This is a genomic window from Streptomyces aureoversilis, assembly GCF_042657885.1.
GTDB classification, from domain to species: Bacteria; Actinomycetota; Actinomycetes; order Streptomycetales; family Streptomycetaceae; genus Streptomyces; species Streptomyces aureoversilis.
This window is the reverse complement of sequence record NZ_JBHSKJ010000012.1, coordinates 160,014-181,843: the sequence shown is the minus strand read 5'-3', so window position 1 is coordinate 181,843 and position 21,830 is coordinate 160,014. Positions and strand designations below refer to the sequence as shown.

The window sequence follows — 21,830 nt, the reverse complement described above, 5'->3', positions numbered from 1 at the left end:
CGGCGAGGTGCCACCGCGGCGTGGGCCACGGCGGCGAGCGGAATACCGGCCTAGCCCAGAGCCGACTTGACCGCGTCGGCGAGGCGCTGGGCCACGGTGCGGGCCTGCTCGATGTCGGCGGCCTCCACCATCACGCGCACGAGCGGCTCCGTGCCGGACGGGCGCAGCAGCACGCGGCCGGTGGAGCCCAGCTGTGCCTCGGCGTCGGCGACGGCCGCGGCGAGCTCCTCGGAGGAGTTCACCCGGTTCTTGTCGACGTCGCGGACGTTGATGAGGATCTGCGGCAGGCGCTCCATGACGGCGGCCAGGTCCGCGAGGGAGCGGCCCGTGGCGGCGACGCGGGCGGCCAGCATCAGGCCGGTCAGGGTGCCGTCGCCGGTCGTGGCGTGGTCGAGGACGATGACGTGCCCGGACTGCTCGCCGCCGAGGGCGAAGCCGTGGGCCTTCATCTCCTCCAGGACGTAGCGGTCGCCGACGGCCGTCTGGACCAGCTCGACGCCCTCGCGCTCCATGGCCAGCTTGAAGCCCAGGTTGGACATGACGGTCGCGACGACGGTGTTCTTGCGCAGCGAGCCCGCCTCGCGCATCGCGAGGGCCAGGACGGCGAGGATCTGGTCGCCGTCGACCTCGTTGCCCTTGTGATCCACGGCCAGGCAGCGGTCGGCGTCGCCGTCGTGCGCCACGCCCAGGTCGGCGCCGTGCTCGACGACGGCGGCACGCAGCTTGTCCAGGTGCGTGGAGCCGCACTCGTGGTTGATGTTGAGGCCGTCGGGCTCGGTGCCGATCGTGATGACCTCGGCACCGGCGCGGGCGAACGCCTCCGGGGAGACGCGGGCCGCGGCGCCGTGGGCGCCGTCGATGACGACCTTCAGGCCGTCCATGCGGTTGGGGAGGACGCCGATCAGGTGGGCGACGTAGTTGTCGAAGCCCTGGTCGTACTCGCGGACGCGGCCGACGCCGGCGCCGGTGGGACGCTCCCAGGGCTCGCCGGAGGCGTGCGCCCGGTAGGTCTGCTCGATGCGGTCCTCCAGCTCGTCGGCGAGCTTGTGGCCGCCGCGGGCGAAGAACTTGATGCCGTTGTCGGGCATGGCGTTGTGGCTCGCGGAGAGCATCACGCCCAGGTCGGCGCCGAGGGCGCCCGTCAGATAGGCGACGGCGGGCGTGGGCAGGACGCCCACCCGCAGCACGTCGACGCCGGCGCTGGCCAGGCCGGCCACGACGGCGGCCTCCAGGAACTCCCCGGACGCGCGGGGGTCGCGGCCCACGACGGCCACCGGGCGGTGGCCCTCGAACGTCCCCGCCTCGGCGAGCACGTGCGCCGCGGCGACCGACAGGCCGAGTGCGAGCTCGGCCGTCAGATCGGCGTTGGCGACGCCGCGCACACCGTCCGTACCGAAGAGTCGTCCCACTGGTGTCCTCCGAAAAACGCGCGGATACGGGGCCTGCCTGTGAACGGGCCCCGCAAACAAAAGTGTCGGGTCCGGAACCGGAACGTTGACTTCAGGTATACGCCGATACGTCCCGGGTGACCGATAGCCGAAACGCCCCGGCCGGCACGGAGTGTGCCGCCGGGGCGTTCGAGCAGAGCAGCGAAGTCGCGTGATTAGCGCTTGCTGTACTGCGGGGCCTTGCGGGCCTTCTTGAGACCGGCCTTCTTGCGCTCGACCGCACGGTCGTCGCGGCTCAGGAAGCCGGCCTTCTTCAGCGGGCCGCGGTTGTTGTCCACGTCCGCCTCGTTCAGCGCGCGGGCCACGCCGAGGCGCAGGGCGCCGGCCTGGCCGGAGACGCCGCCACCCGAGATGCGGGCGATGACGTCGTAGCGGTCGTCGAGCTCGAGCACCTTGAAGGGCTCGTTGACTTCCTGCTGGTGCACCTTGTTGGGGAAGTAGTCCTCAAGGGTGCGACCGTTGATCTTCCACTTGCCGGAGCCCGGAACGATCCGGACACGGGCAATGGCGTTCTTGCGACGGCCCAGGCCGGCGGCCGGCTGCGGGTCGCCGAAGCGGGACGCGAGGGACTCGGAGGTGTACTCCGACTCAACGACCTCGGTCTCGGTGGTGTACTCCTCGACGCCCTCGACCGGCATCTCGGCAGTGGTCTCAGCCACGATTCTCCTCAGACTTTCTGGTTCGGCGGTGGCCGGGACTTAGCCCTGCTTGACCTGGGTGATCTCGAACGGCTGCGGCTGCTGGGCGGCGTGCGGGTGCTCGGCGCCGGAGTAGACCTTCAGCTTCGAGAGCATCTGACGGCCGAGGGAGTTCTTGGGCAGCATGCCCTTGATCGCCTTCTCGACGGCCTTCTCGGGGTTCTTGTCGAGCAGCTCGTCGTAACGGACGGAGCGCAGACCACCCGGGAAGCCAGAGTGGCGGTACGCCATCTTCTGGGTCTTCTTGTTGCCGGACAGGTGCACCTTGTCGGCGTTGATGATGACGACGAAGTCACCCATGTCCATGTGCGGGGCGTACACAGGCTTGTGCTTGCCGCGCAGCAGGGAGGCGGCCTGAGAGGCCAGACGGCCCAGGACGACGTCCTGCGCGTCGATGATGTGCCACTGGCGCTGGACATCGCCGGGCTTGGGGCTGAACGTACGCACGGTCGTAGCCTTCGCTTCTTCAGTGAGTGGGTCCTGACACGGCCCGCCTGAGGCGGCTGCCGGCGAGGGACGCACTCCGGGGACGCAACCCGGGTGCGGGCCGCTGGCGGCCACTCTGGTGGGCAAGCGTAAGGGCCCCTCGCGTGAGAACGACCAAGCCAATACGCATAACGAACTCGTAGAGTACCGGGCGCCCACCGGCGGGGTCAAAACACATGGTCTCACCGGCGCCGGAGCGCGGCCACACGGCCCACTACCGGGCGCGCGCCACGCGCCCCTCGTCCCACACCGGCTCCGGGGCCTCCCGGACCCGGCCGTCCGCACCGAAGACCAGGAACCGGTCGAAGGAACGGGCGAACCAGCGGTCGTGTGTGACGCACAGCACCGTCCCCTCGTACGCCTCCAGACCCTCCTGCAGGGCCTCCGCGCTCTCCAGGTCCAGGTTGTCCGTGGGCTCGTCCAGGAGCAGCGCGGTCGTCCCCGCCAGCTCCAGCAGCAAGATCTGGAAGCGGGCCTGCTGGCCGCCCGAGAGCTTCTCGAAGGCCTGGTCGCCCTGATTCTCCAGCTCGTACCGCCGCAGGGCGGACATCGCCCCGCCGCGGTCCTTGGCGTGCTCCGTCCACAGGATGTCGACGAGCGTGCGCCCCATCAGCTCCGGGTGGGCGTGGGTCTGCGCGAAGTGCCCCGGCACGACGCGGGCGCCCAGCTTCCACTCGCCCGTGTGCGCCACGGGATTTTCGGCGTCCCCCGCCAGGAGCCGCAGGAAGTGGGACTTGCCGGAGCCGTTCGAGCCCAGCACCGCTACCCGCTCGCCGTAGAAGACCTCCAGCCCGAACGGCTTCATCAGGCCGGTCAGCTCCAGGTTTACGCAGGTCAGGGCGCGCACACCGGTACGGCCGCCGCGCAGCCGCATCCGGATGTCCTGCTCGCGGGGCGGCTCCGGCGGCGGGCCCGCCTCCTCGAACTTGCGCAGCCGGGTCTGCGCCGCGGCGTACCGCGAGGCCATCTCGTGGCTGACCGCGGCCGCCTGCCGCAGCGTGATCACCAGCTTCTTCAGCTGGGCGTGCTTCTCGTCCCAGCGCCGCCGCAGCTCCTCGAAGCGGGCGAAGCGCTCCTTGCGGGCCTCGTGGTACGTGGCGAAGCCACCGCCGTGCACCCAGACGTCGCTGCCCGCCGGGCCCGGCTCGACACTGATGATCTTCTCGGCGGAGCGGGCCAGCAGCTCGCGGTCGTGGGAGACGAAGAGGACCGTCTTCTTCGTCTCGCGCAGCTTCTCCTCCAGCCAGCGCTTGCCGGGGACGTCCAGGTAGTTGTCCGGCTCGTCCAGCAGCAGGACCTCGTCCGTGCCGCGCAGCAGGGACTCCAGGACGAGCCGCTTCTGCTCGCCGCCGGAGAGCGTGCGCACCTGGCGCCACTGCGCCTTCTCGTACGGGACGCCGAGCGCGGCCATGGTGCACATGTCCCACACGGTCTCGGCCTCGTAGCCGCGGGCCTCGGCCCAGTCGGAGAGGGCCTGCGCGTAGGCCATCTGCGCGGCCTCGTCGTCCCGCTCCATGATCGCGAGTTCGGCGGCGTCCACGGCCCGCGCCGCCTCGCGGATGCGCGGCTGGGCGACGGAGACCAGCAGGTCACGGACCGTACGGTCGTCCCGGACCGAGCCCACGAACTGCGGCATCACGCCGAGGCCGCCGCTGACCGAGACCGTACCGCCGTGCGGCTGCAGCTCGCCGGCGATCAGGCGCAGCAGCGTGGTCTTGCCTGCGCCGTTGGCACCGACGAGGGCGACCGCGGCGCCTTCGCCGACGCGGAAGGAGACATCGCCGAGGAGCACCCTCCCGTCCGGGAGGTAGTACTCCAGATGTGCTGCTTCCACGTGTCCCATGGGCGGGATTCTCCCTGCTCGCCGAGGGGGCGACCAACCCGTTTTCGCGGTTTACGATGCACGCCATGAGTTTTGGGCAGGCAGGGCCGTACGGGCCCCCGGGCGATCCGCAGCAGCCGAACCAGCAGCCGGGTCCGCTCCCGGGTCCGCCCTCGGGGCCGCCGCCGGGCTCACAGCCGATGCCGCCGGCCGGGCAGTTCGGTCCGCCGCCGGACCTGTCGCCCCAGGCCGGGCAGCCCGCGGCGCAGCCGCAGCCGGCGCCCCAGCAGGCGCAGCCGCAGCCGGCGCCCCAGCACCACCCCGTGCCGCCCGCACCGCCCGCGCCGTGGGCCTCCGCCCCGGGCCAGGCCTCGCAGACCCCCGACTGGGACGCCCTCGCCGACACCACCGCGGCCCGCGGCCGGCGCCGCAAGTGGCTGCTGGTCGGCGGCGGCGCGCTGGCCACGGTCGCCGTCGCCGGCACCGTGGCGGCCCTCGTCGTCGGTTCGCACAAGGGCGGCAAATCCGCCTCCGACCTGCCGTCGGCACAGAAGCTGCCGAGCTCCTCCGGCTCGCCCGAGCCGTCGTTCTCGCAGGTCGCGCCGCCGCCTCCGCCCAACCCGCGCGACTTCATAGCCAGCGCGGACAAGGACAAGGCGCCGCTCAGCACGAAGACGCTCTTCCCGCACAGCAAGCCCTCCCTCGACAAGAGGAAGTACGACCGCGTCGACACGGCCACGACCGAGGACTGCGCCTCGGCGACGCAGGGCGGGCTCGGTTCCGTCCTCGCCGACAACGGCTGCCGGAAGGTGATGCGGGCGACGTACAAGCGGGACGGGGTGGCGGTGACGGTCGGCGTGGCCGTCTTCGACACGAAGGCCGCGGCCGACAAGGCCAAGGAGCAGTCCACGGGGAACATCGCCTCGCTCTCCGGTGACGGCCCCGCCTTCTGCCGGGCCACGGCCTGCCGCCTGACCGCCAATGCGGAGGGCCGCTACGCGTACTTCACCGTGGCCGGCTACCTGAACGGCAAGGCCGTCCCCGACGACGACAAGGACGCCCTCCAGGCGGGCCGCGACGTGGCGGGCTACACCTTCCGCCGCATCATGGCCCGGGCCAACTCCCAGGCAGCGGCATCGGTGGCCTCGGCCTCCCCGTCCCCGGGCAACAAGAAACAGGCGTAGGCGGCGGGGCCGGGCGCAACGCCGCCCCCCTGCCGCAGGCAGAAAAACCCCGCCGCCACGGCGCCCAGCCCCCACCAAGCAGCCCGGCGGTGCCGAACCCACCCGAGGGCCGTACGGCACCGCCGAACTCCACCGTCGTGGCTGCGCGCCGCCGCGGCGGTACAAGGATGCGGGGCGGCGTGTGTCACCCGCCGTCGCCGCCGTCCCCCGCCTCCCCGCCCTCCCCCACCGCCATCGGTGAGGAGGGCGGCGGCACCGTGGGGGCCTTTTGTTCGGCGCGGGCCAGTTTGGCGATCTGGGCGTCGACGAGTTCCGGTGGGATTTCGACGTCCTCGGGGTCGGACAGGCTGGTGGCGAAGAACATCGCGAGCGTGGCGCCCGAGCGCACGACGGTGATCAGGCTCGGCGCCCGCTCCGCCGCGTTCTCCAGCCGGTAGGCCACCGCCTCGTCCCCCAGCCGGGGCGCCGTGAGCGTCCGGACCGCCCGGAACTCCTGGGGTTCGCCCTCCCCGGTGCGCATGCGGAAGCCGCCCGCGCAGCCGGCCGCCGCGGACCGCAGCCCGTCGAGAGTGGAGACGGCGCCGTCGCCGCGGTAGGTGGAGACGCGGATCATCCCCATGAGGCCCTGGAAGTCGAGGTCCTCGCTCGCCTTGGCGAAGGTGTTGACGACGGACGCGGCCGGCGCGGGCCGGGGCCGGGAGCCGAGGGCCTCGACGAGGGGCCGGCAGGAGGCGTCGTCGGCGACGGGCCGCCCGCCCCCGGCGGCCCAGCTGCTCGCGCGTTCGATCTGGAAGCCGGGAACCTCGCGCGGCCCCAGCTCGACGTGCCGGAGCTGGGCGGAGCTCAGTATCCGCACGGCACCGCGCGTGTCCTTGGCCTCGCCGCGGCCGCCGCCGCGGCCGCCTCCTCCGCCGGAGCCGCCGTTGCCGTCGAGTCCGCCGTCGCCGCCAGTGCCGCCGCATCCCGCCGTCAGCCCGAGGGCCACGACCGCGGAGACCGCCACCATCGCCTTCACAGGGCACAGCCTCCCAGCGCCTGCGGGGTCCGTCCCCGCGCCACGCCCGGCCACCCGGTTACCCTCTGGACTTCCGTTCGATGCACCGCTTGACGGAAGCATCGCGGCTACCCCTACAGTTCGCTCGCCCGAACAAACGGACGGACTCCACACGCGCACGGAGAGACGGAGAGGGGGCCCACACTCATGAAGATCGCCTTCCTGATCCACAACGCCTACGGCATCGGCGGCACGATCCGCGCCACCGGCAACCTCGCGAGCGCCCTCGCCGCCCGCCACGACGTCGAGATCGTCTCCGTCTACCGCAGCGCGGACGCCCCGAAGCTCCCCGCCGGCCGCCGCGTACGGCTCACGTCGCTGATCGACATCCGCAAGGACGCCCCCGGCTCGGAGACGGACAACGAGCTGCAGCAGCAGCCCAGCGCCCTCCTCCCGGCGCGCGAGCGCGACGTCAAGGCCTTCACCCGCCTCGCCGACCTGCGCGTCGCCCAGTACCTGGAGGCCACGGACGCCGACGTCGTCGTCGCCACCCGCCCCGGCCTCCTCGTCCACCTCACCCGCCTCGCCACCGACCGCACCTTCCTGCGCATCGGCCAGGAGCACCTCATCCACAGCGGCCACCACCCGGAGGTCCGCGCCGCCCAGGACGCCGCGATCCCGCTGCTGGACGCCCACACCACCGTCTCCGAGGCGGACGCCGCGACCCACCGCGAGATGCTGCCGGAGGCCGGCACGCACATCGCGGCACTGCCCAACGGCGTCTCGGCCGCCGACGTCGAGCCCTCCGACGGCACCGCCAAGCTCGTCGTGGCCGCCGGCCGCCTCATCCCCGTCAAGCGCTACGACCTCCTGGTCGACGCCTTCGCCAAGGTCGTCGCCGAGCGCCCCGACTGGCGCCTGCGCATCTACGGCCGCGGCCCCGAGCGCGCGGCCCTGCGCGCCCGCATCGACGAGCTCGGCCTCGCCGAGAACATCGCGCTCATGGGCCCCCACTCCCCCATCGAGACCGAGTGGGCCAAGGGCTCCATCGCCACCGTCACCTCCGACTTCGAGTCCTTCGGCATGACGATCGTGGAGGCCATGCACTGCGGCGTCCCCGTCGTCGCCACCGACTGCCCGCAGGGCCCCCGCGAGATCATCGAGGACGGGGTGGACGGCCTGCTCGTCCCGCCCGGCGACGCCGACGCCGTGGCCGAGGGCCTCCTCAAGCTCATCGACGACGAGGAGCTGCGCCGCTCCATGGGCCGGGCCGCCCGCGACTCCGCCCTGCGCTACGCCCCCGCCCGGATCGCCGAGCGCTTCGAGGAGATCGTCCGCGCGGTCCGCCCGGAGCTGCTGCCGCCGCAGACCCCGGCGCCACCCGCCGCGGCCCCCGCATCCGCCCCCGCCGCCCTGCGCCGCACCGCCGCCCGCCTCGTACGGCCGCTGCGCCGCAAGGCCGCCGAGGCCTTCGGGCCCGCCCGCACCGCGACCGCCGCGGAGCGGCCCGCCCCGCCCGCACCCCTGAAACCGCTGCGCCCCCGCGCCTCAGCCCGCGCCACGCCCGACGGCGGCCTCGCCGTCCGGCTGCCCCGCGCGGGCGTCACGGGCGAGCGGCTGACGCTCACGGCGCGCCTGCGCGGCACCGACGGCACCGGCGAGGGCGAGCGGATCGAGATCCCCCTCACCCGCCCCGCCACCGGCAAGGGCCCGCTCACCGCCGTCCTCGACCGGTCCGGCACCACCCTCGCCGAGGGCCGCTGGGACTTCTTCGCCGAGCGCGCCGACGACCGCAAGCGCGCCCGCGTCGCCGCCGATCTCGTCGAACAGGCCCGGCTGCTGACCCTGCCCCTGCGGCAGGAGCAGGACGGCCACGTCACCGCCTGGGTCCCCTACGTCACCGCCGCCGGCTCCCTGACCCTGCGCACCTGGCGCCGCCCCGCCCACGCCGAGCTCGACGAGATCGCCGTCGGCGAGGACTCCCTCACCGTGACCGCCACCGTGCTCGGCACCACCGCACCCCTCGGCCCGGCATCGCGCATCGCCCTCGTATCGCCCGAGGACCCCGCCCACGACGTGGAGGTCCCCCTCACCGCCCTCCCCGGACGGCGGCTGCGCTGCACCGTTCCCTACGGCCTGCTGTTCGCCCGCCGCGGCACCGCCCACGACGTCTGGCGCCTGGAACTGCGCCCCGCCCCCGCGGAACCGCCCGTCCCGCTCGGCCGTCTCACGGGCGACGGCGTGGACCGCAAACGCACCGACGTGCACCCGGCGCGCGACCTGGAACACCCCGTGCGGGGTACCGTCGCCGTGCGCCCCGTCTTCGACCCGGAGAACGATCTCACCCTTGACGTAAGCGACGTGACTCAAGCCACAATGTAGCCTCGACAGGCAACCGAAATCCCTCCCAACGGTCTTAACCGACGGATCGGACCGGACCACCGAAGCATCCGGCCGACAGGGGAGACCCGCACACCCAGGCCAGGGGGAAGGACGGACGCGCCGCCCGTAACGCCGCGCACACACCGCCATGAAGATCTCTTTCCTTTTGCAGAACGCCTACGGCATCGGCGGCACGATCCGCTCCACCTTCAACGTCGCCGGCGCGCTCGCCGCCCGGCACGACGTGGAGATCGTGTCCATCCACAGGACCGGTGGCACACCCAAGCTCCCCCTGCACCGCAAGGTGAAGCTGGTCCACCTGATCGACACCCGCGCCGAGACCGGCGCCGACCGGGACAACCCGCTCCTGGAGCAGGACAGCGCCCACATCCCGCCCGTCGAGGCCAAGGGCGCCCACTTCAGCGCCCTGACCGACAAGCGCGTCGCCGAGCACCTCGCCCGCACCGACGCCGACGTCGTCGTCGCCACCCGCCCCGGCCTGGTCATGTACCTGGCCGAATTCGGGCAGGACCGCTATCTGCGGATCGGCCAGGAGCACCGGATCTACGGCACCCACGAGCCGAACATCCGCGCCGCCCAGGACCGCGCCATCCCGCACCTGGACGCCCACACCGCCGTCTCCGACGCCGACGCCGCGACCCACCGCGAGCAGTTCCCCGGCATCAGGACCAAGCTCGTCGCGCTGCCCAACGGCGTCCCCGCCTCCGAGGTCGAGCCCTCCGACGGCAACGCCAAGCTCGTCGTCGCCGCCGGCCGCCTCATCCCCGTCAAGCGCTACGACCTCCTGGTCAAGGCCTGGGTCACCGTCGCCGCCGCCCGCCCCGACTGGAAGCTGCGCATCTACGGCCGCGGCCCCCAGCAGGCCAAGCTGCGCGAGCAGATCGACCAGCTCGGCCTCACCGAGCACATCACCCTCATGGGCCCCCACTCCCCCATCGAGACCGAGTGGGCCAAGGGCTCCATCGCCGCCGTGACCTCCCGCGAGGAGTCCTTCGGCATGACGATCGTGGAGGCCATGAACTGCGGCGTCCCCGTCGTCGCCACGGACTGCCCGCACGGCCCCGGCGAGATCATCAAGGACGGCCACGACGGCCTCCTCGTCACCAACCTCGACAGCGACGCCATCGCCAAGGGCCTCCTCAAGCTCATCGAGGACGACGAGCTGCGGCACGCCATGGGCAAGGCCGCCCGCGTCTCCGCCGAGCGCTACCACCCGGACGCCATCGCCCGCCGCTACGAGGAGCTCATCGAGAGCCTCGGCGGCGTCCGCGACGGCTCCGCCCCGGCCTCGGCGGCGGCCCCGGCCGGCTCCGGCACCGCCGAGCGCAAGCCCGCGCCCGTCCCGCTGACGAAGATGCTGCGCCGCACCGCCGGCAAGATCCTCCGCCCGCTGCGCCGCAGCGTCGCCAAGCCCTCCACCCCGCCGGTGAAGGCCGCGATCAAGGAGATCGTCCGCAAGCCGCTGCGCTGCACCGCCTCCTGCCGCATCGACGCCGACGGCAACATCCTCGTCTCCGTCGACCGCAAGGGCCTCTCCGGCGAGAAGCTCTCCCTCACGGTCACCCGCCGCAAGGAGGGCAAGCCCGTCGCCGTGCCCCTGAAGGCACCGGCCGGCCCGAAGGACCCGTACACCGCCGTCCTCGACCGCAAGCAGCTGCGCCTGGGCGAGGGCCGCTGGGACCTGCACGTCGTCCGCGGCGACGACGGCGCCCGCCGCCGCGTCGTCTCCCACCTCGCCGAGGGCCGCGGCCTGGTCGAGCTGGAGCCGCTGCCCGGCGCCCCCTTCACCTGGTGGGTGCCCTACCCGACGGTCGACGGCTTCCTCGCCCTGCGCGCCTGGAACCGCCCCGTCCACGCCGAGGCCCGCCTCGTCCGCCAGGACGAGACCGCCCTCACCGTCGAAGGCACCCTGCACGGCGCCGAGTTCGCCGACGGCGCCGAGCCGGTCCTCGTCGCCACGCCCCGCGCGGACACGGCCGACAAGGTCACCGCGCAGGTCACCGCCGTCGACAGCACGGCCTTCCGGGTGACCGTCCCCTACGCCGAGCTGCGGCACGCCCGCGGCACCGGCGAGGAGAACACCGTCTGGGACCTGGCCCTGCGCCTGACCCCGGACGGCGAGCCGGTCAAGGTGGCCCGTCTCATCGGCGACATCGTCGACCGCAACAAGACGGACCTGTACCCGAAGGTCGACGGCATCAAGCCGTACTTCACGGTCAACAGCGACCTGGCGGTCAGCTGCCCCGCTTGATCCCACAACGCAGGTGGGGCCCGGCTTTCGCCGGGCCCCACCTGCGTTTACGTCAGCAGCAACCCGCGCCGGGCAGCGTCCTCCTGTTCCGCGCCGCAAGGTTCCGCGCCGCCAGCTCGGAGTCGGCCGGATACCCGACCTCCTCCAGCGTGAGCCCGTGCGGACGCACCACGTGCACGGCCGAATCCCGCACCCGCGCCGCAAGCACCTTGCCCGGCCACTCCACCGGCCGGTGCCCGTCACCCACGAACAGCAGCGCGCCCACCAGCGACCGCACCATGTTGTGGCAGAAGGCGTCCGCCCGCACGGTCGCCGTGATGACGCCGGAAGCGTCCCGCTCCCAACTCAGCTGCTGCAGCGTCCGGATGGTCGTCGCACCCTCACGCCGCTTGCAGTAGGCGGCGAAGTCGTGCTCGCCGATCAGCGCCTTCGAGGCCGCGTTCATGGCATCGACGTCCAACGGCCAGTCGTGCCACAGCACATGACCGCGCAGCAGCGGATCGACACCGCCGTGATGGTCCGTCACCCGGTAGGCGTAGCGCCGCCAGATCGCGGAGAAGCGCGCGTTGAACCCGGCCGGCGCCTCGGCGACCTGCCACACCCGTACGTCGTGCGGCAGCCGCCCCGCCAGCCGGCGCAGCAGCTTCTCCTCGTGCTCGGCCCACACCTCGGCCGGCAGGTCGACGTGCGCGACCTGGCCCCGGGCGTGCACTCCGGCGTCGGTACGGCCCGCGACCGTCAGCTCGTACGTCTCCTTGGACCGCGTCACGGTCCGGATCGCGTCCTCCAGCTCGGCCTGCACCGTGCGCTGGCCCTCGCGCTGCTTGGCCCAGCCGGAGAAGTCCTTGCCGTCGTACGAAAGGTCCAGCCGCACCCGAACGTAACCGGGTGCCACCTCGTCACTCACCAGGGGTTCCTCTCAGAAATGCGGGACGGGCCCGCCCCCGGAAAGGGGCGGGCCCGTCACTGACACGCATCAGCGGTGTCAGGCGTCCTTCGACTCCTCGGCCGGAGCCTCGGCGGCAGCCTCGGACTCCTTGACCGCACGCTTGGTGGCGGCCTCGGCCTCGGCGACGGTCGCCTTCTTGGCGATCTCGCCCTCGACCAGCTCGATCACGGCCATGGGCGCGTTGTCGCCACGGCGGTTACCGATCTTGGTGATACGGGTGTAGCCACCCGGACGCTCGGCGAAGCGCGGAGCGATCTCGGTGAAGAGCACGTGCACGATGCCCTTGTCCGTGATCGTCTGCAGCACCTGGCGACGGTTGTGGATGTCGCCCTTCTTCGCCTTGGTGATCAGGCGCTCGGCGACCGGACGCAGGCGGCGGGCCTTGGCCTCGGTCGTCGTGATGCGGCCGTGCTCGAAGAGCGACTTGGCGAGGTTCGCCAGCATCAGCTTCTCGTGCGCGGCACCGCCGCCCAGACGGGCACCCTTGGTGGGACGCGGCATGGTGTTTCTCCTAGGTGTCTGCCCCGGCCGTATCAGGTACCGGAGTCAGTATCCGAGCAGGCGGTCGCCTGTCGGAGACCGCGCCCCCGAAGGGGCGCGGGGAACTGCGCGACCAGCCGAAGCGGACTCGCAGCCAAGATCAGACCGTAAGGTCCGAGCTCTTAGTACTGCTCGGTCTCGACGAAACCCGCATCCGCGTCGTCGTCGGCGCCGAAGGCGTCGGCCGCGGCGGTCGGGTCGAATCCGGGCGGGCTGTCCTTGAGGGCCAGGCCCATGCCGGCCAGCTTCGCCTTGACCTCGTCGATCGACTTCGCACCGAAGTTGCGGATGTCGAGCAGGTCGGCCTCGGAGCGGGCGACGAGCTCACCCACGGAGTGGATGCCCTCGCGCTTGAGGCAGTTGTACGAGCGGACCGTGAGCTCGAGCTCCTCGATCGGCAGCGCCAGGTCGGCGGCCAGGGCGGCGTCCGTCGGGGACGGGCCCATGTCGATGCCCTCGGCGTCGATGTTGAGCTCGCGGGCCAGACCGAACAGCTCGACCAGGGTCTTACCGGCGGACGCCATGGCGTCGCGCGGGCGCATGGCCTGCTTGGTCTCGACGTCGACGATCAGCTTGTCGAAGTCGGTGCGCTGCTCGACTCGGGTCGCCTCGACCTTGTAGGTGACCTTGAGAACCGGCGAGTAGATGGAGTCGACCGGGATACGGCCGATCTCCTGGCCCACCTGCTTGTTCTGGACGGCGGAGACGTAGCCGCGACCGCGCTCGACGGTCAGCTCCATCTCCAGCTTGCCCTTGGCGTTCAGGGTCGCCAGGACCAGGTCGGGGTTGTGCACCTCGACACCGGCCGGCGGGGCGATGTCGGCGGCGGTGACCAGACCCGGGCCCTGCTTGCGCAGGTACATCACGACCGGCTCGTCGTGCTCCGAGGAGACGACCAGCTGCTTGATGTTCAGGATGAGGTCGGTGACGTCCTCCTTGACGCCCGGCACGGTGGTGAACTCGTGCAGGACACCGTCGATGCGGATGGACGTGACCGCCGCACCCGGGATCGAGGAGAGGAGCGTACGGCGCAGGGAGTTGCCGAGGGTGTAGCCGAAGCCCGGCTCCAGCGGCTCGATCACGAACCGGGAGCGGAACTCGTCGACGACCTCTTCGGTCAGCGAGGGGCGCTGAGCGATCAGCATGCGATGAATCCTTCAGTCATGGACACCCACTATTTGATGTCCCGAGGTATTACAAGGGTACGGGCGGCACGGCCCCCCGGAAGGGAAGCCGTACCGCCCGACCCTCAAGGCAGCAGCCGAAGCCGCGCCGCGTCAGACGCGACGACGCTTCGGGGGGCGGCAGCCGTTGTGCGGGGTCGGGGTGACGTCCTGGATGGAGCCGACCTCGAGACCGGTCGCCTGGAGCGAACGGATGGCGGTCTCACGACCGGAACCCGGGCCCTTGACGAAGACGTCGACCTTGCGCATGCCGTGCTCCTGCGCACGACGCGCGGCGGACTCGGCGGCCATCTGCGCGGCGAACGGGGTGGACTTGCGCGAGCCCTTGAAGCCGACGTGGCCGGCGGAGGCCCAGGAGATCACGTTGCCGGTCGGGTCCGTGATGGACACGATCGTGTTGTTGAACGTGCTCTTGATGTGCGCGTGGCCGTGAGCGACGTTCTTCTTTTCCTTGCGGCGCACCTTCTTGGCAGCGCCCTGACGACCCTTGGGGGGCATGTCTTACTCCTGATGGAGGGAGGTGGTCGGTCCTACAGCGAAGACCGCTGGAATGCGGCCGACCCGGGGGTTGCCCCCCGGAGCACCGCAGCGTCCGCTGTGGACTACTTCTTGCCCGGCTTCTTCTTGCCGGCGATGGCGCGACGCGGGCCCTTGCGGGTACGAGCGTTCGTGCTGGTGCGCTGACCGTGGACCGGCAGGCCGCGGCGGTGACGCAGACCCTGGTAGCAGCCGATCTCGACCTTGCGGCGGATGTCGGCCTGGATCTCGCGACGGAGGTCACCCTCGGTCTTGAGGTTGGCGTCCACGTACTCGCGGATCTTGACCAGGTCCTCTTCGGGAAGGTCACGAACGCGGGTGTTCGGGTTCACACCGGTGGCGGCGAGGGTCGCCTGCGACTGGGTGCGGCCGATACCGAAGACGTAGGTGAGTGCAACCTCCACGCGCTTGTCGCGCGGGATGTCAACACCGGAAACGCGTGCCATTCAATGGCTCCAGATGTTCTCGGGGGTCTGACACAGAACCGATCCCGGCCGCCGTACTAGGTACGTTCCGGGTCCCCGGCCCCCGCCGGAGGTGTCGCCAGTGAGCACTGGACGGGTTCTGCGTATGTACGTTTTTGCTCGCGTCGCGCGAAGAAACTGCGAAGTGCAGGTTCTGCGTCAGCCCTGGCGCTGCTTGTGGCGCAGGTTGTCGCAGATGACCATGACCCGGCCGTGGCGGCGGATCACCTTGCACTTGTCGCAGATCTTCTTGACGCTCGGCTTGACCTTCATGGGTGTGAGGTTCTCCGGGTCAGTGCCGTCGCCCCGTACGAGCGGGACGGCGACAAGATCTACTTGTAGCGGTAGACGATCCGGCCACGCGTCAGGTCGTAGGGAGAGAGCTCCACGACGACCCGGTCATCCGGAAGGATGCGGATGTAGTGCATCCGCATCTTGCCGCTGATGTGCGCGAGGACCTTGTGACCGTTCTGGAGCTCCACCTTGAACATTGCGTTCGGCAGAGACTCGATCACGGTGCCCTCGATCTCGATGGCACCTTGCTTCTTGGCCACGCTTCGCCTTTCGAATCGGCTACCTTGATCAACTCTCGTATGTGCGTGCCATCGGTACGAAGGCATGCGGATACACGAGAGCCGACGCGTCAGTCTACGTCAGGGCAACCCGAAAGACTAATCCAGGGGTGACTGCCCAGCCGCAGTGATCCTTAAGCGGAGGTCAGGCGAGGGGGTCCGGAGCCGCCGTGACCCCGTATTCCGCCAGCTTCGCCTTGCCCCCGTCGACCGCCGTCAGCACCAGCGGCCCTTCCTCCGTCAGAGCGACGGAGTGCTCCCAGTGGGAGGACCAGGACATGTCGTCCGTGAGGACCGTCCAGTCGTCCTCCAGAACGTGCGTACGGGCCGTGCCGAGGCTCACCATGGGCTCGATGGCGATGCAGAAGCCCGGGACGAGCTTGGGGCCCTTGCCGCGCTTGCGCGAGACGTAGTTCAGCAGGTGCGGGTCCATGTGCATCTCGGAGCCGATGCCGTGGCCGCCGTAGTCCTCGATGATCCCGTACTTGCCGCTCGCCGGGCGGGGCTGGCGGCGGATGTAGCCCTCGATGGCCCGGGAGATGTCCACCAGGCGGTTGCCGTTCTTCACGGCGGCGATGCCGGCCCACATGGACTCCTCGGTCACCCGGGAGAGCTCCAGCAGCTCCGGAGCGTGACCGGTGCCCACGAAGGCCGTGAAGGCCGCGTCGCCGTGCCAGCCGTCGACGATGGCGCCGGCGTCGATGGAGATGATGTCGCCGTCCTTGAGGACGGTCTTCGTGTCCGGGATGCCGTGGACGACGACCTCGTTCACCGAGGTGCAGATGGTGGCGGGGAAGCCGCCGTACCCGAGGAAGTTCGACTTCGCGCCGTGCTCGGCGATCACCTTGCGGGCGACGTCGTCCAGGTCCTTGGTCGTGGCACCGGGGACGGCCGCCTCCCGGGTGGCCGCGTGCACGGCGGCGACGACCAGGCCGGCCTCGCGCATCTTCGCGATCTGCTCGGCGGTCTTGATCTCGACCATGGGATGCCTTCCTGGGTCTTGCGGTCCAAATGCTCAAACAAACACTACGGCCGCGGTGCCCCGAAGGGCACCGCGGCCGTAGCACAGGCCATGTCAGGCGTCTTCGCGCTCCAGCGCGGCCATCGCCCGTCCCGTCACCTCGGCGACCTTGCCGAGGGCCGAGATCGTCACCACGAGGCCCTGGGCCTTGTAGTAGTCGATGATCGGCTCGGTCTCGCTGTGGTAGACCTCCAGCCGGCGGCGGACGGTCTCCTCGCTGTCGTCCTCGCGCTGGTACAGCTCGCCGCCGCACGCGTCGCACACACCCTCGGTCTTCGGGGGGTTGTAGATCACGTGGAAGATGTGGCTGCTGTCCTTGCGGCACATCCGGCGGCCGGCGATCCGCTTGACGACCTCGTCCTCCGGGACCTCCAGGTCCAGGACGGCGTCGAGCTTGAGGTCGTCGCCCTTGAGGATGGCGTCCAGCGCCTCGGCCTGGGCCAGGTTGCGCGGGAAGCCGTCGAGCAGGAAGCCGCCGGCGGCGTCCGGCTGGTCCATGCGGTCCTTGGCCATGCCGATGGTGACCTCGTCCGGCACGAGCTGGCCGGCCCGCATGTACTCCTGGGCCTTCTGGCCCAGGGGCGTGCCCTGGCTGATGTTCGCCCGGAAGAGGTCGCCCGTCGAGATGTGCGGGATCGCGAGGTTCTTGGCGAGGTACGCGGCCTGCGTACCCTTGCCGGCGCCGGGCGGCCCGACGAGGACGATTCGCATCAGCGGAGGAACCCTTCGTAGTTGCGCTGCTGAAGCTGGCTCTCGATCTGCTTCACAGTCTCCAGACCGACACCCACGATGATCAGGATGCTGGTTCCCCCGAATGGGAAGTTCTGGTTCGCGTTGAGTGTGACCAGTGCCACCGTGGGCACCAGGGCGATCAGGCCCAGGTAGAGAGAGCCCGGCCACGTGATGCGGTTCAGCACGTAGCTCAGGTACTCCGCGGTGGGACGACCCGCCCGGATGCCCGGGATGAACCCACCATACTTCTTCATGTTGTCGGCAACTTCTTCGGGGTTGAAGGAGATGGCGACGTAGAAGAAGGCGAAGAAAACGATCAGCAGGAAGTAGGTGGCCATGTAGATCGGGTGGTCACCCTTGACCAGGTTGGCGTTGATCCAGTTCGCCCAGCCCGCCTTGGAGCCGGTGAACTGCACGAGCAGCGCCGGAATGTAGAGCAGCGACGAGGCGAAGATGACGGGGATCACGCCCGCCTGGTTCACCTTGAGCGGGATGTAGGTGGACGTACCGCCGTAGGAACGGCGGCCGATCATGCGCTTGGCGTACTGCACGGGGATCCGGCGCTGGGCCTGCTCGACGAAGACGACGAGCGCGACCATCGCGAGGCCGCACAGGATGACCAGGGAGAACTCCAGCCAACCGCCCATCAGGCTGCCCTGGAGCTTGATCGCCCAGAGGGAGCTCGGGAAACCGGCGGCGATGGAGGTGAACATCAGGATCGACATGCCGTTGCCGATGCCGCGGTCGGTGATGAGCTCACCGAGCCACATGATCAGTGCGGTACCGGCGGTCATGGTGATGACCATGACGACGGTGGTGAAGATCGACTGGTTGGGAACGATCTGGTTCCCGACGGTGCAGCCCCCGAACAAGGCACCGCTGCGGGCAGTGGCGACCAGGCCGGTGCCCTGAAGGATCGCAAGAGCCACGGTCAGATAGCGCGTGTACTGCGTGATCTTCGCCTGACCCGACTGCCCCTCCTTCTTGAGGGCTTCCAGCCGTGGAATGACGACGGTCAGGAGCTGCAGGATGATGCTCGCCGTGATGTACGGCATGATCCCGAGCGCAAAGATCGTGATCTGCAGCAGCGCGCCACCACTGAACATGTTCACGAGGCCGAAGAGGCCCTGACCACTCTTGGTCTGGTCCATGCACATCTGGACATTGCGGTAGTCGACTCCCGGCACCGGTACGTGCGCACCGAGTCGGAAGAGCACCATGATGCCCAGCGTGAACAGCAGCTTCTTGCGCAGGTCGGGCGTCTTGAACGCCCGGGCGAACGCGGTGAGCACGGTGCCTCCTGCGCCTCTCACGTTGCCACGCGAGAGGTGACGGTCTTGAGGATCGACGAATACTTATCAGTCAAAATCCGCGCGGACACAGGCCGCGCGGAGGTTAACAGTGCACGCCACCTTACCGGCGACCGTGCCCCCCTTGGAACGACCAACCGGGGATGCCCCTTTTGGGACATCCCCGGTTGTCAGTTCAACGAGCTCAGACGAGCTCGGTGACGGTGCCGCCGGCAGCGACAATCTTCTCCTTGGCGGAGCCGGAGACGGCGTCAACCGAAACCTGCAGCGCCACGGAGACCTCGCCCTGGCCCAGGACCTTGACGAGCTGGTTCTTGCGAACCGCACCCTTGGCGACCAGGTCGGCCACCGTGACCTCGCCACCCTGCGGGTAGAGCGCGGCCAGCTTGTCCAGGTTCACGACCTGGAACTCGGTGCGGAACGGGTTCTTGAAGCCCTTGAGCTTCGGCAGGCGCATGTGGAGGGGCATCTGCCCACCCTCGAAGCGCTGCGGAACCTGGTAACGGGCCTTGGTGCCCTTGGTACCACGACCTGCGGTCTTACCCTTGGACGCCTCACCACGACCCACACGGGTCTTGGCGGTCTTGGCGCCCGGGGCAGGACGGAGGTTGTGGACCTTCAGCGGGTTCTGCTCCGCCATGTCAGTCGACCTCCTCAACCGTCACGAGGTGGCGGACGGTCTGCACCATGCCGCGGATCTCGGGACGGTCCTCCTTGACAACCACGTCGTTGATCTTCTTGAGACCAAGCGAACGCAGGGTGTCGCGGTGGTTCTGCTTGCTACCGATGTAGGACTTGACCTGCGTGACCTTGAGGCGAGCCATTACGCACCCGCCCCTGCACGCGCCCGCAGCAGAGCGGCGGGAGCCACGTCCTCCAGCGGCAGGCCACGACGGGCGGCGATCTCCTCGGGACGGGAGAGTCCCTGGAGGGCCGTCACCGTGGCGTGCACGATGTTGATCGGGTTCGAAGAACCGAGCGACTTCGACAGGATGTCGTGAACGCCGGCGCACTCGAGCACGGCACGCACCGGGCCACCGGCGATAACACCGGTACCGGGGGAAGCCGGCTTGAGCAGGACGACGCCCGCGGCCTTCTCGCCCTGGATCGGGTGCGGGATGGTGCCCTGGATACGGGGGACCTTGAAGAAGTTCTTCTTGGCCTCTTCCACGCCCTTGGCGATGGCAGCCGGAACTTCCTTGGCCTTGCCGTAACCGACACCCACGGTGCCGTCACCGTCACCCACCACGACGAGCGCGGTGAAGCTGAAGCGACGACCACCCTTGACAACCTTGGCGACGCGGTTGATCGCGACTACGCGCTCAACGTACGCGGTCTTCTCGGCGGCAGCGCCACCGTCGCGACCCTTCCGGTCCCGCCGCTCGCCGCCACCGGCACCGCTTCCGCGGCGCTGGGGTCCAGCCATTGGATTTACCTCTCTCTGTTACGTCCGCTAGCTCCGGAACCGGGGCTTAGAACTTCAGCCCGGCTTCGCGGGCGGCGTCCGCCAGAGCGGCAATGCGCCCGGCGTACTGGTTGCCACCGCGGTCGAACACGACAGCCTCGACGCCGGCGGCCTTGGCACGCTCGGCGACCAGGGCGCCCACCTTCGTGGCCTGGGCGCTCTTGTCGCCCTCGCCACCGCGGATCGACGCGTCCAGGTGGGACGCCGACGCCAGGGTGTGACCCTTGATGTCGTCGATCACCTGGGCGGTGATGCCACGGTTGGAGCGCGTCACGACCAGGCGCGGACGCTCGGCCGTACCCGACATGTTCTTGCGGATGCGGATGTGGCGGCGCTGCTTGGCGGCGCGCTTGTAAGCATCGCCCTTGGCGATCTTCACACCGTATGCCATGGCTTACTTACCAGCCTTTCCGACCTTGCGGCGGATGACCTCACCCGCGTACTTCACGCCCTTGGCCTTGTAGGGGTCGGGCTTGCGAAGCTTGCGGATGTTGGCGGCAACCTCGCCGACCTTCTGCTTGTCGATGCCCTCGACGCTGAGCTTGGTGGGGGACTCGACCTTGAAGGTGATGCCCTCGGGGGCCTCGATCAGAATCGGGTGGCTGTAGCCCAGAGAGAACTCCAGGTTGGAGCCCTTCGCCTGGACGCGGTAACCGACACCGCTGATCTCAAGAGCCTTGCTGTAGCCCGCGGTCACGCCGGTGATCATGTTCGCCACCAGCGTGCGGGACAGGCCGTGCAGGGCCTTGTTCTGACGCTCGTCGTTCGGACGAGAGACGACAAGGGTGCCGTCCTCGGCCTTAGCGATCTCGATGGGCGCGGCAACGGCGTGCGTGAGGGAGCCCTTGGGGCCCTTCACGTGGACCGTACGGCCATCGATGGTGACGTCCACACCAGCGGGAACCTGGATGGGCAGCCGTCCAATACGCGACATTGGCTATTCCTCCGTTCCCTGGTTACCAGACGTAGGCGAGGACTTCCCCACCCACGCCCTTCTTGCTGGCCTGCTGGCCGGTCAGGAGACCGTGGGACGTGGAGATGATCGCCACGCCCAGGCCGCCGAGGACCTTCGGCAGGTTGGTGGACTTTGCGTAGACACGCAGGCCCGGCTTCGAGATGCGCTTGATCCCGGCGATCGAGCGCTCGCGGTTCGGACCGAACTTCAGGTCGATGACGAGGCTCTTGCCGACCTCGGCGTCCTCGACCTTCCAGCCGGCGATGTAGCCCTCCTGCTGCAGGATCTCGGCGATGTGCGCCTTGATCTTGCTGTGGGGCATGGCCACGGAGTCGTGGTAAGCCGAGTTCGCGTTCCGCAGACGGGTCAGCATGTCTGCGATCGGATCGGTCATGGTCATGTTTGGCCTTCGGCCTCTCTCGCCGTGGTTTCCTATCTGCGCCATCCCTCTCCCCGAACAGGGTCGGGGCGGGTGCGGTGCGGGGACCTACGGCGTAGTAAGACGGTCATGGGCGGCGGGCACCCAACCCTTCAACTCTACGCGAGCACGAAGCTCGCCGGAGATGATCGGGTCGGGCGACCGCCGTCCAGGATGCTTACCGAGAGTCCTGGTCAACCCAAGTGGGTTGTTACCAGGAGCTCTTGGTCACGCCCGGCAGCTCGCCACGGTGAGCCATCTCACGAAGGCACACGCGGCAGAGGCCGAACTTGCGGTACACGGAGTGCGGGCGGCCGCAGCGCTGGCAGCGGGTGTACGCGCGCACACCGAACTTCGGCTTGCGAGCAGCCTTGGCAATAAGAGACTTCTTCGCCAT

25 protein-coding genes are annotated in these 21,830 nt (G+C 69.9%); 3 read left to right on the top strand and 22 right to left on the bottom strand.

Features of this window, described 5'->3' with window-relative positions; translation table 11 throughout:
• Positions 1-50 precede the first annotated feature (50 nt).
• The 4 genes from glmM to ACFPP6_RS21975 all read right to left on the bottom strand — a co-directional run bounded on the left by glmM (position 51) and on the right by ACFPP6_RS21975 (position 4,475).
• Positions 51-1,409, bottom strand: coding sequence for a phosphoglucosamine mutase (gene glmM / locus ACFPP6_RS21990; RefSeq protein WP_382044967.1), 1,359 nt, complete (start codon positions 1,407-1,409; stop codon positions 51-53).
• 194 nt (positions 1,410-1,603) lie between these two features.
• A complete protein-coding gene (rpsI, locus tag ACFPP6_RS21985; protein ID WP_106681042.1) occupies positions 1,604-2,107 on the bottom strand; it encodes a 30S ribosomal protein S9 in 504 nt (167 codons plus the stop codon).
• A gap of 39 nt (positions 2,108-2,146) precedes the next feature.
• On the bottom strand, positions 2,147-2,593 hold the full coding sequence (rplM, locus tag ACFPP6_RS21980) for a 50S ribosomal protein L13 (RefSeq protein ID WP_106681041.1): 447 nt from the start codon (positions 2,591-2,593) through the stop codon (positions 2,147-2,149).
• A 253-nt stretch (positions 2,594-2,846) separates the two neighbouring features.
• The gene (locus tag ACFPP6_RS21975) at positions 2,847-4,475 is read right to left on the bottom strand and encodes an ABC-F family ATP-binding cassette domain-containing protein (RefSeq protein WP_382044963.1); all 1,629 of its coding nucleotides are present in this window, start codon (positions 4,473-4,475) and stop codon (positions 2,847-2,849) included.
• 65 nt (positions 4,476-4,540) lie between these two features.
• Here ACFPP6_RS21975 and ACFPP6_RS21970 point away from each other — a divergent pair, with 65 nt between their 5' ends.
• A complete protein-coding gene (locus tag ACFPP6_RS21970; RefSeq protein ID WP_382044960.1) occupies positions 4,541-5,638 on the top strand; it encodes a hypothetical protein in 1,098 nt (365 codons plus the stop codon).
• Positions 5,639-5,822: 184 nt separating this feature from the next.
• Here the strand turns inward: ACFPP6_RS21970 and ACFPP6_RS21965 are convergent, their stop codons facing one another.
• Positions 5,823-6,653, bottom strand: a complete 831-nt coding sequence (locus tag ACFPP6_RS21965) for a hypothetical protein (protein ID WP_382044957.1) — start codon at positions 6,651-6,653, stop codon at positions 5,823-5,825.
• Positions 6,654-6,839: 186 nt separating this feature from the next.
• On the opposite strand from ACFPP6_RS21965, the gene ACFPP6_RS21960 reads away from it, so the two are divergent.
• Together ACFPP6_RS21960 and ACFPP6_RS21955 are read left to right on the top strand one after the other, a co-directional pair.
• Positions 6,840-9,014 (top strand): glycosyltransferase family 4 protein, encoded by a 2,175-nt coding sequence (locus ACFPP6_RS21960; protein ID WP_382044955.1) that lies wholly within the window; start codon positions 6,840-6,842, stop codon positions 9,012-9,014.
• Between the two features lie 148 nt (positions 9,015-9,162).
• Positions 9,163-11,286 (top strand): glycosyltransferase family 4 protein, encoded by a 2,124-nt coding sequence (locus tag ACFPP6_RS21955; protein ID WP_382044953.1) that lies wholly within the window; start codon positions 9,163-9,165, stop codon positions 11,284-11,286.
• Positions 11,287-11,338: 52 nt separating this feature from the next.
• On the opposite strand, the gene truA is transcribed toward ACFPP6_RS21955, so the two are convergent.
• The 17 genes from truA to ACFPP6_RS21870 all read right to left on the bottom strand — a co-directional run bounded on the left by truA (position 11,339) and on the right by ACFPP6_RS21870 (position 21,830).
• Positions 11,339-12,193: a tRNA pseudouridine(38-40) synthase TruA gene (truA, locus tag ACFPP6_RS21950; protein WP_382044950.1), complete on the bottom strand. Its 855-nt coding sequence runs from the start codon at positions 12,191-12,193 to the stop codon at positions 11,339-11,341.
• 78 nt (positions 12,194-12,271) lie between these two features.
• A complete protein-coding gene (rplQ, locus tag ACFPP6_RS21945) occupies positions 12,272-12,736 on the bottom strand; it encodes a 50S ribosomal protein L17 (protein ID WP_030368392.1) in 465 nt (154 codons plus the stop codon).
• 161 nt (positions 12,737-12,897) lie between these two features.
• Positions 12,898-13,920, bottom strand: a complete 1,023-nt coding sequence (locus ACFPP6_RS21940; protein ID WP_004946635.1) for a DNA-directed RNA polymerase subunit alpha — start codon at positions 13,918-13,920, stop codon at positions 12,898-12,900.
• A gap of 132 nt (positions 13,921-14,052) precedes the next feature.
• Positions 14,053-14,457, bottom strand: a complete 405-nt coding sequence (rpsK, locus tag ACFPP6_RS21935) for a 30S ribosomal protein S11 (RefSeq protein ID WP_003948617.1) — start codon at positions 14,455-14,457, stop codon at positions 14,053-14,055.
• 104 nt (positions 14,458-14,561) lie between these two features.
• Positions 14,562-14,942: a 30S ribosomal protein S13 gene (rpsM, locus tag ACFPP6_RS21930; RefSeq protein ID WP_030368393.1), complete on the bottom strand. Its 381-nt coding sequence runs from the start codon at positions 14,940-14,942 to the stop codon at positions 14,562-14,564.
• A 177-nt stretch (positions 14,943-15,119) separates the two neighbouring features.
• Positions 15,120-15,233, bottom strand: coding sequence for a 50S ribosomal protein L36 (rpmJ, locus tag ACFPP6_RS21925; protein WP_003956441.1), 114 nt, complete (start codon positions 15,231-15,233; stop codon positions 15,120-15,122).
• Positions 15,234-15,292: 59 nt separating this feature from the next.
• Complete coding sequence (gene infA, locus ACFPP6_RS21920) at positions 15,293-15,514, bottom strand: translation initiation factor IF-1 (protein ID WP_003956442.1); 222 nt, start codon at positions 15,512-15,514, stop codon at positions 15,293-15,295.
• Between the two features lie 163 nt (positions 15,515-15,677).
• Positions 15,678-16,514: a type I methionyl aminopeptidase gene (gene map / locus ACFPP6_RS21915; RefSeq protein ID WP_382044942.1), complete on the bottom strand. Its 837-nt coding sequence runs from the start codon at positions 16,512-16,514 to the stop codon at positions 15,678-15,680.
• Between the two features lie 93 nt (positions 16,515-16,607).
• Positions 16,608-17,264, bottom strand: a complete 657-nt coding sequence (locus ACFPP6_RS21910; RefSeq protein WP_382044939.1) for an adenylate kinase — start codon at positions 17,262-17,264, stop codon at positions 16,608-16,610.
• Positions 17,264-18,577: a preprotein translocase subunit SecY gene (gene secY, locus ACFPP6_RS21905; RefSeq protein WP_058046819.1), complete on the bottom strand. Its 1,314-nt coding sequence runs from the start codon at positions 18,575-18,577 to the stop codon at positions 17,264-17,266. Before secY ends, ACFPP6_RS21910 begins: the two co-directional genes overlap by 1 nt.
• A gap of 202 nt (positions 18,578-18,779) precedes the next feature.
• On the bottom strand, positions 18,780-19,235 hold the full coding sequence (rplO, locus tag ACFPP6_RS21900; RefSeq protein ID WP_382044935.1) for a 50S ribosomal protein L15: 456 nt from the start codon (positions 19,233-19,235) through the stop codon (positions 18,780-18,782).
• A gap of 1 nt (position 19,236) precedes the next feature.
• Complete coding sequence (gene rpmD, locus ACFPP6_RS21895; protein WP_058046820.1) at positions 19,237-19,419, bottom strand: 50S ribosomal protein L30; 183 nt, start codon at positions 19,417-19,419, stop codon at positions 19,237-19,239.
• Positions 19,419-20,021: a 30S ribosomal protein S5 gene (rpsE, locus tag ACFPP6_RS21890; RefSeq protein WP_030368399.1), complete on the bottom strand. Its 603-nt coding sequence runs from the start codon at positions 20,019-20,021 to the stop codon at positions 19,419-19,421. The genes rpmD and rpsE overlap by 1 nt, the downstream gene beginning before the upstream one ends.
• Positions 20,022-20,067: 46 nt before the next feature.
• Entirely contained in the window at positions 20,068-20,451 is a 384-nt protein-coding gene (gene rplR / locus ACFPP6_RS21885) for a 50S ribosomal protein L18 (protein ID WP_058046821.1), read from the bottom strand.
• A gap of 3 nt (positions 20,452-20,454) precedes the next feature.
• On the bottom strand, positions 20,455-20,994 hold the full coding sequence (rplF, locus tag ACFPP6_RS21880; protein WP_030368401.1) for a 50S ribosomal protein L6: 540 nt from the start codon (positions 20,992-20,994) through the stop codon (positions 20,455-20,457).
• Positions 20,995-21,016: 22 nt separating this feature from the next.
• Positions 21,017-21,415 (bottom strand): 30S ribosomal protein S8, encoded by a 399-nt coding sequence (gene rpsH / locus ACFPP6_RS21875; protein WP_058046822.1) that lies wholly within the window; start codon positions 21,413-21,415, stop codon positions 21,017-21,019.
• A gap of 229 nt (positions 21,416-21,644) precedes the next feature.
• Positions 21,645-21,830, bottom strand: a complete 186-nt coding sequence (locus tag ACFPP6_RS21870) for a type Z 30S ribosomal protein S14 (protein WP_030368403.1) — start codon at positions 21,828-21,830, stop codon at positions 21,645-21,647.

Coding starts and splice junctions, on each gene's coding strand:
- map (WP_382044942.1), bottom strand. CDS start 16,514: ATGGTCGAGATCAAGACCGCCGAGCAGATCGCGAAGATGCGCGAGGCC.
- rplO (WP_382044935.1), bottom strand. CDS start 19,235: ATGGCGGAGCAGAACCCGCTGAAGGTCCACAACCTCCGTCCTGCCCCG.
- rpmD (WP_058046820.1), bottom strand. CDS start 19,419: ATGGCTCGCCTCAAGGTCACGCAGGTCAAGTCCTACATCGGTAGCAAG.
- rpsH (WP_058046822.1), bottom strand. CDS start 21,415: ATGACCATGACCGATCCGATCGCAGACATGCTGACCCGTCTGCGGAAC.
- rpsE (WP_030368399.1), bottom strand. CDS start 20,021: ATGGCTGGACCCCAGCGCCGCGGAAGCGGTGCCGGTGGCGGCGAGCGG.
- ACFPP6_RS21975 (WP_382044963.1), bottom strand. CDS start 4,475: ATGGGACACGTGGAAGCAGCACATCTGGAGTACTACCTCCCGGACGGG.
- rpsK (WP_003948617.1), bottom strand. CDS start 14,457: ATGCCCCCCAAGGGTCGTCAGGGCGCTGCCAAGAAGGTGCGCCGCAAG.
- rplQ (WP_030368392.1), bottom strand. CDS start 12,736: ATGCCGCGTCCCACCAAGGGTGCCCGTCTGGGCGGCGGTGCCGCGCAC.
- ACFPP6_RS21955 (WP_382044953.1), top strand. CDS start 9,163: ATGAAGATCTCTTTCCTTTTGCAGAACGCCTACGGCATCGGCGGCACG.
- rpmJ (WP_003956441.1), bottom strand. CDS start 15,233: ATGAAGGTCAAGCCGAGCGTCAAGAAGATCTGCGACAAGTGCAAGGTG.
- ACFPP6_RS21870 (WP_030368403.1), bottom strand. CDS start 21,830: ATGGCGAAGAAGTCTCTTATTGCCAAGGCTGCTCGCAAGCCGAAGTTC.
- ACFPP6_RS21970 (WP_382044960.1), top strand. CDS start 4,541: ATGAGTTTTGGGCAGGCAGGGCCGTACGGGCCCCCGGGCGATCCGCAG.
- rplR (WP_058046821.1), bottom strand. CDS start 20,451: ATGGCATACGGTGTGAAGATCGCCAAGGGCGATGCTTACAAGCGCGCC.
- ACFPP6_RS21960 (WP_382044955.1), top strand. CDS start 6,840: ATGAAGATCGCCTTCCTGATCCACAACGCCTACGGCATCGGCGGCACG.
- rpsM (WP_030368393.1), bottom strand. CDS start 14,942: ATGGCACGCGTTTCCGGTGTTGACATCCCGCGCGACAAGCGCGTGGAG.
- rplF (WP_030368401.1), bottom strand. CDS start 20,994: ATGTCGCGTATTGGACGGCTGCCCATCCAGGTTCCCGCTGGTGTGGAC.
- ACFPP6_RS21910 (WP_382044939.1), bottom strand. CDS start 17,264: ATGCGAATCGTCCTCGTCGGGCCGCCCGGCGCCGGCAAGGGTACGCAG.
- ACFPP6_RS21940 (WP_004946635.1), bottom strand. CDS start 13,920: ATGCTGATCGCTCAGCGCCCCTCGCTGACCGAAGAGGTCGTCGACGAG.